Below are 13,708 nucleotides of genomic sequence, written 5' to 3'. Positions count from 1 at the left end.
TTCATAAACAGCCAAAAGATTTATACATAACTTGATATTCAGATAGATTATTAAAGGATGTAAATATATTATCTTTGAAAATAATTAGATAATATAAATGAAAAACTAATTATTGTATAAGCAAATAAAAAACTTGCAGAGTTATTATATATATGTAGACAAGGGAAGAGGAGCAGTAAAGATGCAGATGAGTTAAGTTTGAAAAAGATTCGTTTATTTTCTCAGATATATAATATGTTATCTGTGAAGGTAAATCAATCAGTAAAATATGGATAAAAATCCTGTGCTTTTGTTGAAATCGCCACAATAAATGCATACTTTACTGTGGGTATTATGCCGTATTCGCCATGCGGGACATGATACTAATCCATATTTTACCTAAGAAAATAATATAATTCTTGTGGAATAAATATCAGAAAGAAAGATGATATTTTGAAAGGAATTAATTGCAAAGAAATTATCTCTGCCCCGGCAGGGATTTTTTATATAATATGAAAAAGAAAATATACTTGTTTTATTCTCTTTCTTTTGATATTATCTAGTGTAGCAGCTTGTTTTTTTAGTAAAACGTGTTAGTCATCAAAAGGAGGAATAAATTATGGAAAAACCTATGACATTAAAAATATTAAGTATAATTACAACTTTTGTAGGGTGTCTCAGAGTATATTCTGGAATATCCATTCTTTCTAAAAAATGGGATTATCTGTCACAGTCAGGGCAGATACCGTATATTATTGTTATAAATTTTCTTGTTGGTTTGCTTGTGATTTGGGCAGGAGTATTTTCATTTTACGGAAAAAGTGCCGGCAGACTTATACTGGTAGCCGGAATTGTAATATGTCTTGCAGTGAATTTGTTATATTTTAAAAGACCGGGAAATATTGCGCTTTTGACATTAATAGCTATGTTTTATTTCGTTATTCCTGATATACAAAAGTATTTTTCCAGAAAATAATATAAATTTTTTTTATAACTGCTTACCAGCTTTTCGCTGAAAGTAAATAAACAGTATTAGCAGTATTAATAAGTCTGTGCCGGCAGGCTTTTTCTATTTTTGAAATTATATTTTCAGTCTTTGAAATATATTTGATATTTAAAAGATAAAACTAATATTTGTATAAGCAAAAATAAATATGATTGTATTATTATATATATATAAAGCAGGAAGGCAAAGGGCTTTTATAAGAAACAACTGTACAATGAAGAGTTTTATGAAATAAAAAAGAATAAAAAAATTATTTTCTAATAGGCTGATATATAAAAATTTATATATCACAAGCGGAATAAAATATAACATATAAAAGCAGAATATAAATTAGCTGTTTCTGCAAAAAATACAGTGTGTGCAGTAGAAGTTATATTTTATTAAAAAAGAAATTTTAGGTGAGTAATATTTGAGAAGGCAGATATTATGAAATAATATTTCATCTACCAAGGAATTATCTCTTAGAAGGAGTAGAGATAGTTCTTTTTTTATTACAGTTTATTTTTGTAATAGTCACAAAAAATAAAAATAGTTGACATTTATAAAATATTAGTGTATTATTTAACTAGTACACAGAAACAAAGAATGAAATTAAATTAAAAATCTTAAATAACCGGTGTTTAATCAAAAAAGTCTTTGGTAAGGAGGAGGAGCAGTGAAATTTGAAGATAATATACCTATATATCAACAGATAATAGCATTTATAAAATTAAAGCTCATAACAAAAGAGTGGGAAGCAGAACAGAAGCTGCCTTCAGTAAGAGATATGGCAGTACAGCTGGGCGTGAATCCTAATACAATACAGAGGGCATATATGGAACTGGAAAGGGAAGAGTATATATATTCCAAAAGAGGAATGGGAAACTTTGTTACAGGAGATAACAAAAAAATAGAAAGCCTGTCTGAGAAAGCAGCGGAAAAAATAGTGAACGATTTTATCAGGGAAATGAAGAAAATGGGATTTAATACAGAAGATATTATAAGTCTTATAAAAGAGAAAGAAGGAAGTGATTAGAGTGGAATTACTGGTTAGCTGCAAAAATGCCGTAAAAAATTTTGGGAGAGAAAAAGCATTGAAGAATGTAAGTTTTGAAATAAAAAAAGGACAGATAGTCGGACTGCTGGGAGAAAACGGAAGCGGGAAAACAAGTCTGCTGAATTGTATAGCCGGACTTTCACATCTCAGCTCAGGAGAAGTAAGTATAAATGGTGTTTCTGTTCAGGATTACAAAGTAAAAAGAGAATTAGCATATATGCCTGTAGTTAACCTCTTTAATCCAAAATGGACAATAAAAAATGCTGTAGAAAGTTTTTCCGGACTTTTCCCGGATTTTGATATAAAAAAGAATGCAGATATGCTGAAAATTTTGAATATAAGCGAAAATACGGAATTCAGGTCAATGTCGTCGGGAACACTGGCAAAAGCCAAGCTTGCATTTACTTTATCAAGAAATGTAAAGCTGTATCTTCTGGATGAACCATTTGCCAATATTGATCTTGTGGCAAGAGAAGAGATATACTCCCTTATTTTGAGAGAGTTTAATCCGGAAACAACAATAATTTTATCAACTCATTTTATAAATGAGATAGAAATGCTTCTAGACAGAGTAATGTTAATGAAGGAAGGCAGAATAACCGCAGATATTAATGTAGAAGAATATAAAGAAAAAAATGATAAATCAATAGTAGAATTCTACAGAGAAATAATGAAAACTGAAGTATCATGAAAAATCATATTAAAAGGAGCAGTTAGAAATGAAAAAAGAATTATCAGATATAAAATTATCAAAAGTAACGAAAGGAGAGAAAAATGAACAGATTAGTACAGTTTTACTTTAGGGAAACAAAAGGATTTATAATATTGCTTACAGGATTCTATATATTATTTAATATAATGTCTGTTATTTCAAGAAGAGCACATGGTTTACCAGCAATAGGGGTAATGATATTATCAATAATATTGGTTATTTTTATAATAAAATTCAATTTATATGATACAGGAAAAGAAACATTTACGCTTGTGTCCATGACAGACAGTACACCGGAAAAGATCTTACTGTCAAAACTGATAGTCAGTTATATACTTGTACTAATAGTAGTTATTGCAGAATATGTATTTTTTTTAGTGTATAAAATGACTGTAGTCAATCATTTTGCCTTTTCATGGGAGTCTATGCTCATGTTTCCGGTAAAAATTCTGTTTTTTACAACACTCGCTGTAAGTTATATTTCATATTTTATGATATGGATAAAATCTTTTTCGATAAGCAGGATCTGGAGAAAGGTAATAACAGCCGGAGCAGTAATAGGATGGTTTGTTATAAACGGAATGATAAGACATAATGTACTTATTTTTTCTACGGATACTGTTCGCAGTGGAAGACATTTCGGCGGCGACAGACTGGGATTATGGTCAATAATATGGCATTTATCATTCTGTATAATCTTTTTTTTAATAACAGTATATCTTCAGAGAAAGAAAATAGATCAAATATAATAATACATAAGGAGTAAAAATGAAAATATTAAAAAGAGCAGTTATAATGCTGCTGGCATTAGCAATAATACTGCTGGGCTTTTATATATCGGGTTTTATGAGATCTGGTTCTGAAAATAAAAAGCTTAGAAAAGAATTAACAGCAAACGAAAAAGTGCAGGAAATAAATCTCGACTTAAACAGATATACAGATCTGCCGGAGCCGGTAAGAAAGTATTTTGAATATACATTTAACGGTCAGAAATCAGTAACTGTAAGCTATGTATTCTGGAAAGAAAAAGGAATATTCAAGCTTCCTGTATCCAAAAATTACTTTGCGGTAAAAAGTGCCCAAACCAGTATAACTACAGAGCCGAAATATATGTGGGAAGGTTTGTATATGCATAAAATACTAAAATTTCCGATACTTGAAAGCAGAGATGCATTTTCTGTGGACAAGCATAATATGAGAGCAAAGGCTTTTGGTCAGAAAACTGTAATGTCTACAGACTACTCAGAGGAGCAGAGAAAATCATTATATACTTATCTTATGCTTCGTTATTACGGAACAGCAGTTGACTTTCCGTGGGCACTTCTGCCGAGCAAGTATATAAAATGGCTTCCGAAAGATGAAAAGCATGCTTATCTGGAAATAACATACGGAGATCTGAAAGGAAGATATCTGGTAACATTTAATGAAAAAAATCAAATAACCAAGATGGAAACAGAAGATTATATGCTTCACGGAAATGAGGCAATATTAAGAGAAGTAGGTGAAAAATCCGAGTATAAAGAAATAAACGGATTTATGGTGCCGACACATCTTGAATATTCATGGTATGAGAAGAATGGTAATTTAGACAGCAATTACATATTTAATATTGAAAATATAGAATACAGAAAATAAATTTCTGCCATAAAAAAGAGTTGTATTAAAACGGAGATCTAATTATAAAATATAGAAAAGGATTTACCTTTATATATTTAGATTATTATAAATCTGTTTGGGTACAGCTCTTTTTATTTAAAAAATTATAAAGCTAAAAATCTATCCAGTAAAGTAAATAAAATTTCATTAGACTTGCCGGAATAATGAAGATTATTCAGAATTTCTTCTGAAGTTTGTATGGAATCTAAAGAAATACTAAGATCCTTGCTGTCATTTTCCAGCATAGAAGTCACACTGTCAGGTGCTGCTTCAAAATGAAACTGCAGACCTAAAACATGTGTTTCATAAAGAAAGGCCTGATTGGTACATGCCTTTGATTCCAGCAGATGGATGCTTTTTTCTGGAAGAGAAAAAGTATCACCATGCCAGTGAAGTACATTTATACTATTTTCAATGCCGGCAAATAAAGCATGATCTCTGCCGTCAGGAGTCAGCGTCACGGGAAACCATCCGATTTCCTTTTTATTATTTTTATATACTTTGGCACCTAAAACATCTGCAAGGAGCTGAGAGCCCAGACAAATCCCCAGAATTTTTTTGCCGGCTTTTATTGCCTGATGAATAAACTCTTTCTCTTTAATCAGCCAGACATACTTATCTTCTTCATAAGTTCCCATGGGACCGCCGAGTATAATCAAAAAGTCAAAGCTGTCTATAGCCGGAAAAGGATTATCTGCATATAATTTGGTATAAAATTTTTTGTGATTTCCTTTATTTATCCAGCGGTCGATTGCTCCTATATCTTCAAAAGGAACATGCTGAAGGATATGAATATTCATTTTTTCCTCCTTTATAAATTATGTTTAATTATTTTCTATAAAATTATAACAGAAAAAGTATAGAATATAAAGTAAATAAAAATATAAATATTGAATTTTAACAGTTGAAAATGATTTTTGGCAGAATATTTTTAAACTCAAGAATAAGAATAAGAATAAGAATATTTAATTATATTTGTTATTTCTTTGAAATTACTTTCGAAATTAAAATGAAATTCTAATGATTGTATAAGCAATAAAAAAATTAAAAGTACTATTATATAAATATAAAGAAAGAAGGCGTAGAGCTTAAAATAAAGACTGTGGAATGAAATCAAAAAAGAATAGAAAATTTAGGAGATTAATATCTAGAACACTGATATTATGAAATATATTTTTACTTACTAAAGAGAAATTTTATGAAGGAGGAAAGGCACGTAAAATATTGGAATCAGGTGAAGTATTATGTAAATAGCATTTATATAATGAAAAATGGTAAAAGAGATATAAAATGTAAAATATAAGCATAAAATTATTTGCTATTAAAATATAAAATAACAATTTTTTTAAAAAGATTATTTATAAAATGTTTTTTATATAAATAATAATTGTTTTAAAATATAAAAAAAATAATAAAAATATTAATATTAAATATGGAGAAATGAAATGTTTTTACTTACAGTTAATAAAATAAACGATTAGTATAATTGGGGAAATATAAAAAAGAATTTAATGAAAAAATTTAAAAAATAAAGAAATGTCTGAAAATTTTGTACTAGAGTTTACTTTAAAAATTAGTTGACTTACAAATTTAAAATGTATATAATCTTTTTACTTGCCAAATTAAAACAAAAGTTATTTAATAATCTCAAAATGATTATATCAAAAATATGCAGAAGCTTCAAAAGAAGGGAGAGTCAGTTTTTTAATTATTGATATAAAATGCTGGGATTTGTTTTTGCTTAGTAATGTAAATGAAGGAGACGAAATGAAAAGAAATAAAAAATTATTAACTGTTTTAGCATTAAACTCGCTTGCAGTCGCAGCGGGCAGTGCTCAATCCGGAGTAAATCAGGTAAAGTACGATCAGCTATATAATAAAATGATAAAAAATGCCGAAACAGGAAAGTCAAATAAATCAAATTATGAACTGCTTGAAAATATACTTAATAAAAAGAATAAAGAATTAAAAGATTTGTATTTACAGGGAGACTATGTAGTAAAGCCGGAATATCTCGAATGGCAGGTATTTTTCAGCGGTTTTTACAGTGAAAAAGAAAGAGGAGATAATACGCTGGATAATGCAAAGTACTATGCATTTCCGGAAACAGCGGGAAGTTTAAATACAATAAGTGGAGAAATATATAACAGTATACTGCAAAGCGGAGTAAGTAACGATATGCTGCAAAGTATACTAAAAGGAAACAAAGCAGATTATGAAAAATTGTCGACAAACCAAAAAGAATTAGTTGACAAATTATTTCAGGGAATGACTTACAGTACATTAGGAAAATTTAAGCCATATAGAAATGATAATGATGTTAAAGTAGTGGATTTAGGAATTAGCATTAATATGAAAGGTGTGGACAGAGGGATAACTGATCTTCTGATAACTGATGTAGCAGTATCGGATTTAGAGAGCGGAACTCTTGAATTCACAATGCCGGATGCACTGGATATACCGAATCTGAATATAACATCATTTAATCCGACAATACCAAATATAACAACAATAAACTTTAATTCGATACCAGTATTAAGTCTGAATGGTACAGGAGGAGGAAACGGAGGAATAACAGGTTTCTTCCCTTATGGAGATGATAATGGATCAAACTCAATAATATCACAGATGGATATTACGAGCGGAACTATAAATGTGAGAACGAATATTAACCCAGTGTTGACCTGGTCAACTACAAATCCGGGATTTTATGACTATACATTGGATAATGTAATAGGAACACCATCTGCCGGTCTTGAATATAATCAAAGAGGGACTTATGACCCTGTATTAGGAACATGGACCTATGAAGAGGCACTGCTACCAACAGGAATATATACAAACTCTATTAATAATAATCCGCAGGGTGGTCAGGTGCAGGGATTATTTAAAGTAATAGATAATCCAATAACAAGATTTGGGACTGCAGGCGGGAATGTTAATGATTTGAAAGTAACACTTGAAGGGGATGTAGTAAATGCAGATTATTTGGTACAGATCCTTCACTATGATGAACATTACAGCGGTATGCAGGATCCTGTTACAGGAGAATGGAAAAATTATGCACTTGATGAGCTGGAGGAAAGAAACTGGATTACAGCTGCTGAAAAAACAGAATTAGGGAATAAATTTCTGGATACTACACTGGGGCATACTACAGATAATAGATGGTTTCAGTATGTGGAAAATAACAGTTCATGGAATCTGAAAGGCTCAAATGTCGTAGCGGTAAATCTCCAGGCACACAGCGGATATCAGGATGCCAACAGTATATTTATGAACAGGGGAGAAATAATAGGACTTAACGAGGCAAGCAGTACTAATAACCTTGTAGGGAAGCACGTTGCTTTTATGTTTACTGAAGGCGGAAGCCAGAGAAAGCAGGAAGGTTTTGATAATACAGGATTAATAGAAATGAGAGCACCTGAAAGCGTTTTATTTCTTATGACAAATAACGCATATTCATATAGTTACAATGAATCAAATGATAGTTATGGAAATAATAATATAAGTGATAATCCGGGAAAACATATATTAATGAACAATGGTGATATGAAGCTGTACGGAAATAATAATATAGGTGTATACACACATAATGCCCCGATGATGAGTAAAAATGAGTATGCATATTATTATTCAAATGGAACATGGAATGAATCAAAATCAATATACAATGGTCTTCAAAGAACAGAAATCAGACTTTATAATCCTATAACATTACTTGGAGATCAAAGTATAGGAGTAGATATAGAGAGAGAGCTTAACTTTGCCAATTCCAAGATAAAGGTGGATATAGGAACAGAAGATCCAAGACAGACAGCAGCAAGCTCGGCAGGAGTGAATGGTCTTGAAAACAGCGGTAATATTGCCGGAGGGAGTTCGGCATACACAGATAGTGCTGCGGGCATATATGTAAATATGGGAAACAATGTAATGTATTATTCAAAATATGTATATGATCAGAATAATCCTGCAAATAATGTGAATATAAGCGGATATATGGCAGAGAATCCACAGTTTACATTATCAGACTATCTTCTTAATGTAGGCGAATATTCAAGAGGAGGGGTAGGCCTAAGAGTAGAAGATTACGGAGACGTTATTTTAGGAAGTTCCTCGGATACTACAACAAATCATGAAATAAATCTATTGGCTGGGAGTGAAGGAAATGCCGGGATATATTTACGCGGCTCTAATTCATCAACAGTAACATATGAGCCGGATCCGGTATGGAATCCGGGCTATACAGAAACAGTTGATTTATTAGGATTCTTAGGTGCAAGAGTAACAACTGACGGTCTGATAATGAATATAGACGGAAATAAACAGGTCGGAGTCCAGATAGAAGATTACGGATATTTTTATCATAAAAACGGAAATATAAAAGTAAATGGAACCAATAATACAGGAATTGCGGTAAAAACAGGCGGAACAGGTGAATTAAGCGATACAGGAACAATAAATGTATCAGCCGGAAACCTTGGTGTATATAATGACAGCACATTTACTATGAATGGCGGGACGATAAATGTTGACGGTCTGGCTTCTGTAGGTGTATACAGTGAAGCAGGAAATGCAGGGGCTGCTCTTAACAGCGGAACAATAAAATCTGAAAACGGAGGAATAGGGCTGTATGCAGGAACAGGATCTGTAATGAATCTTAATCAGGGAGTGAATCTTACAGCAGGAAACAAAGGACTTTTATTCTATAACTATGACGGCTCTGCACTGACAGGGAAATATAATGTTACAGGAACAGTGGGCGCAACAGTAGAAAACGGCGGAAATGCCTTTTACATAAAATCAGGTACTACACTGACAAATTATCTGAATAATTCATTTATCGGAACGGGAAATCTTGACTTAATGTTAAAATCCGGATCAAAGCTGTATATTCTTGACGGTGAAGGCGGAACATTTAATCTGACCGCTCTTGACAGTGTAACAAATGCAGGAGGGGCAATAGGGAATAATGTAACAATAAATGCAGCAAGTGCCTCGGATTATATACCGGTATCTATGAATAAAGGAACACTGGTATTAGACAGAAATATAAATATGGATAACAGCAGTGAGCTATATAAAAGATCAGAATTTTCATCAGCTTCTGTAAGCCTTGAGAGCGGAAAAATAATAACAGGAACACAGAATAATCAGACAGGTATAGCTCAGAGAAATTATGCCGGCTCATCAGGAGTAGATACAGTAAAAATAACAAACATAGGAACAGTAGATTTAAGCGGTTCCGGTGCAATAGGCTTAGCTACAGATTACGGACATATAATAAATAATAATAAGGTAAGAACAACAGGAGATAAGTCGGTAGGAGTGTATTCAGCAAACGGAACGGTAACCGAAAATAACGGGGATATAATAACTGGAGGAACCAGCAGTGCAGGAATATACGGGGTCAATTATCTTGACGGAGTAACAGATTCATCAGTATTAGGATATGGAAATAATAAAATAGATATAACTAATAATGGTAAAATAGTATCTGAAGGAACTGGGAAAGTATATGGAATATATGCAGCCAATAATGCCGTTCCTACAGCAGATTCCAAAATAAATCTTGGGAACGGTACAATAGATATATCAAGTTCAAAAGGCGGAACAGGAGTATATGCAGTAAATACAACAGTAACAGGAGGAGGAACACTTACAGTAGGTTCAGACTCGCTTGGAATGTATGCAAAGGACAGTAATGTGAACCTGAGCGGTATGACATTAAATATAAAAGGAAATAATTCACTGGGATTTTACCTTGACGGAACAACAACTTTTAATGGAAACGGGAATATAAATATAGACGGGCAGAATATAGCATTATTTAATGTAACTTCAAACGGGATATTTAATAATAATTTTACAGTAAGTTCCACAGCAGGGTCTACATATACAGTAGGTAAAATATCGAATACTACATTTATATATGACGGTACATCATCATTATCTGAAAATGGAAGTTTGATAATGGGAAATAATTCGGCAGTATTGCTGGATAGTAATTCTAATGTATCAGCAACAGGCAATAATGTGGTGGCTGTCTCACTGGACGGTCAGTATATAGGAACACTGCCGGCAGGATTTATACCGGATACAGATGGAGAAAACAGAGGAAATATAACACTTGGAGATAACTCAGCAGGATTATACGGGAAAAATGGAACAAGACTGCTGAATTCAGGAAATATAACTGTAGGAAACAGCTCACTGGGAATGAAAACAAACGGAACGGGATCATCATTGACCAATTCAGGAGCAGTAACAGCAGGAGCAAATTCTGTGGGAATATACGGAAAAGAAACAGATAAAGTAACTAACACGATGAGCGGAGTGATAAACGGAAGTTCTCCGGAAACAGTAGGAATGTATCTGAATACTTCCAATGCAGGAACTGTGACAAATGCCGGACTGATAGACTTAAGCGGTGATAAGGCAAGAGGAATACATGCAGAAGGTACGGGAATAAAATCAATAAATAATATTGGAACAATAAGAATAGGTGATTCATTAAATTCGTCAAATCCCGGAATAGGAATATACAGTAAAACAGCCGGAGATGTTATAACTAATACAGGGACAATAGCAGTTGGAATAAACAGCATAGGTGTATACAGCTTAGGAGGAACAGTAAATCAAGATTCTGTGATAACAACAGGAGGAATAGGAGTATATGCAGATTCGGCAGCAGTAAATCTGAATACAGGTTCTAACCTGATAACAGGAGATAATGGTGCAGTAGGAGTATACGCAATAAATGGAAGTAATGTTGTAAATTCAGGAACTGCAGCAGTAGGAAACGGAAGCTATGGTTATGCTTTGAAATCGGGATCAAATCTGACAAATAATTCACAGGCAGCTGTAGCGGATAACGGAACATTTGTATATGGAGACGGTGCCGGAACTATAAGCAGCAGCGGAGATGTAATATTAACAGGCTCAGATTCATTCGGATTTTATACGGTAAACGGCGGAGCTATAGCAAACAGCGGAAATATAACAGGTGATACAGGAGTATCTAATATAGCAATTTACAATAAAGATGGAAGTATATACAATACAGGAAATATAACAGTAGGAGATTCTGTAATACTGGATACGATGAATACTGAAAATAACAGATATGCCGTAGGGATATACGGAAAGAATTCACAGATATATAACAGCGGAGATATAAAAGTAGGATATTACGGAGTAGGAATTTTTGGTTCGGAAAGTAATGTAGAAAATCACGGTAATATAATATCAGATGCAGAGGGAGCAATAGGGCTTTTCATAGAGAACGGTACACTTGATAATTATGGAAATGTAACATTAAGCGGAAACAGCTCAATGGGAATTTATGCAAATAAAGGAGCAACAGTAACAAACTACGGAATAGTAACGGTAAACGGGGATTCCTCACAGGGTGTATACTTAAATCTTGCTTCAACACTTGATAATCAGGGTACGATAAATATAAACGGAAATAACAGTCAGGGAGTACTTCTAAAAGGAGAAGGTAAATTAGTAAACTCCGGAACAATAAACTTAGCATCAGGACTGGTAAATTCGGAAACGGTATCTTACGGAACAGCAAGCAGTTATCCGGTGCCAAGTATAATAAATGCAGGTGTAATAAATGTAAGCGAGAATTTTGAAACAAACGGTCTGGATATATCAATAAAAGCAGATCCCGATTCAATGAGAACAGCAGAAATAATGGAGGATATGGGAGCAGCCTTTGTATCAGATGCAGTAAAATTTTATGCGCCAAGCTTTAGTACAACAGATCCTATAAATATAATGTCAGGATTTGCAGCAGGTACTCATGCGGAAACATATAAACTAAAAGATGTATTTAATCCCACAACAGAAGAGGGAGGACCAAATTCAGGACTTGTAAAGGTAAAGAGTAAATCACTGACATGGTCAGCAACACCGGTAATAAACAGCAGAGGAAATGTAGATATCTGGATGCAGAAGATACCGTATGACGAGTTTACAAGCGGTTTATGGTTTGAAGACTTCGGGCTGGCTCTGGATACAAAATATGCAGGCTCAGCAGGAAATGCCGGACTGATATTTGATAAGATAGATACAATAGAAACAGAATATGATTTCAGAAGAACGATGTCAAACCTTGCAGGTGACATATATGCAAATATGAACCAGAGAGAAGAAACAATAGCAGATGTATTTGAGAGTTCTCTGAATCTTCTGCAAAATTCAAAGAATAATACAAAAGAAAATGTAAAAATAAATGTACTGGCAGGAAAAGGAAGCGTAAAAGAAGATACAGAAGGAGTAGTCGGATATGATTATGAAACTGTAGGAGCCTTGGCACTAAGGGAAGTAGAGAGAACTTACAAGCATACATTCGGTTATTCAGCTGGATATTCACATACGAACTTTGAATTCAAAGACGGTAATAACAGTGAGGAAGATGTAGATACTGTTCAGTTAGGATTACACAGCAAATATAAGTCGAATGACTGGATATTAAGAAATGACCTGACAGGAAGAATGAATCTGCATAATGTGGACAGAAATCTGGATTGGACAAATGCAGGAAGTTCAAATATGAGCGGGAATTATGAAACTTACAGTATAACAAGTGATAATAAATTAGGAAAGGAAATATCACTGGGAAAAAGAGCAAGTGTAACACCTTACGGAGGATTAAAAGCTATGTACACAACAAGACCGACATTCAGCGAGAATGGTTTGGAAGCACTGGAAGTAGAAGGAAATGATGCATGGAGTGTAAAACCAAGAGTCGGGGTAGAGCTAAAAGGAGAAATGCCGCTAGGAAGCAGTGAAAGCTGGAAACTAAAAGGAGCAGTAGATGTGGCTTATGAATATGAGCTTGGTGACCTGAATGAGAGAGAATATGCAAAGCTTGTAAATGTAGAGACAGATTATCATAAGCTGGCAAAGCCGGAGAAGGATAAAGGCCAGATAAGAACAGGAGCTTCATTAGGTGTGGAAGTAGAAGACAGATATGGAATTTTTGTAACAGGAGACTACAGAGCCGGAAATGACAAACAGGATGATTACAGAGTGGGAGTAACACTTAAGGCAGTATTTTAGGGTTTTAAAAAAGCGGAATTCAAATAAAAATAAATGGTATGTTCATATTTGAAGTGAAAAATTTTTCAGGCAGATAAAATATATATAAAACTTTTTATTTAAAATAAATTCCTCAATTATTTAAATAAAAGATACTTAAAAGATCAGTTGATACTGGTCTTTTTTGTTTTAAAAAGAATATGTAAAACTGAAAATACAGTAACAGATTACTGCAGAATATCAAAGACAGCAGCAATTGGATAGA

General features: G+C 33.2%; 7 protein-coding genes. 6 read left to right on the top strand and 1 reads right to left on the bottom strand.

Going from position 1 to position 13,708, the window contains the following annotated elements:
* Positions 1–598: 598 nt before the first annotated feature.
* The 5 genes from STERM_RS11495 (at position 599) to STERM_RS11475 (ending at position 4,368) form a co-directional block, all read left to right on the top strand.
* Positions 599–955 (top strand): hypothetical protein, encoded by a 357-nt coding sequence (locus STERM_RS11495; protein WP_012861786.1) that lies wholly within the window; start codon positions 599–601, stop codon positions 953–955.
* Positions 956–1,640: 685 nt separating this feature from the next.
* Positions 1,641–2,000 (top strand): GntR family transcriptional regulator, encoded by a 360-nt coding sequence (locus tag STERM_RS11490; protein ID WP_012861785.1) that lies wholly within the window; start codon positions 1,641–1,643, stop codon positions 1,998–2,000.
* Position 2,001: 1 nt separating this feature from the next.
* The gene (locus tag STERM_RS11485; RefSeq protein WP_012861784.1) at positions 2,002–2,712 is read left to right on the top strand and encodes an ABC transporter ATP-binding protein; all 711 of its coding nucleotides are present in this window, start codon (positions 2,002–2,004) and stop codon (positions 2,710–2,712) included.
* Positions 2,713–2,795: 83 nt separating this feature from the next.
* Positions 2,796–3,482 carry a hypothetical protein gene (locus STERM_RS11480; RefSeq protein WP_012861783.1) on the top strand — a complete coding sequence of 229 codons (687 nt, stop codon included), beginning with the start codon at positions 2,796–2,798 and terminating at the stop codon, positions 3,480–3,482.
* A gap of 19 nt (positions 3,483–3,501) precedes the next feature.
* A complete protein-coding gene (locus STERM_RS11475; protein ID WP_012861782.1) occupies positions 3,502–4,368 on the top strand; it encodes a DUF6920 family protein in 867 nt (288 codons plus the stop codon).
* A gap of 125 nt (positions 4,369–4,493) precedes the next feature.
* Here the strand turns inward: STERM_RS11475 and STERM_RS11470 are convergent, their stop codons facing one another.
* Positions 4,494–5,189 carry a type 1 glutamine amidotransferase gene (locus STERM_RS11470; protein WP_012861781.1) on the bottom strand — a complete coding sequence of 232 codons (696 nt, stop codon included), beginning with the start codon at positions 5,187–5,189 and terminating at the stop codon, positions 4,494–4,496.
* A gap of 967 nt (positions 5,190–6,156) precedes the next feature.
* Between STERM_RS11470 and STERM_RS11465 the strand changes: the two genes are divergently transcribed.
* Positions 6,157–13,464 (top strand): autotransporter domain-containing protein, encoded by a 7,308-nt coding sequence (locus tag STERM_RS11465; protein ID WP_012861780.1) that lies wholly within the window; start codon positions 6,157–6,159, stop codon positions 13,462–13,464.
* Positions 13,465–13,708 lie beyond the last annotated feature (244 nt).

This window comes from Sebaldella termitidis ATCC 33386 (assembly GCF_000024405.1).
GTDB lineage: Bacteria > Fusobacteriota > Fusobacteriia > Fusobacteriales > Leptotrichiaceae > Sebaldella > Sebaldella termitidis.
This window is presented reverse-complemented; position numbering and strand designations above follow the sequence as displayed.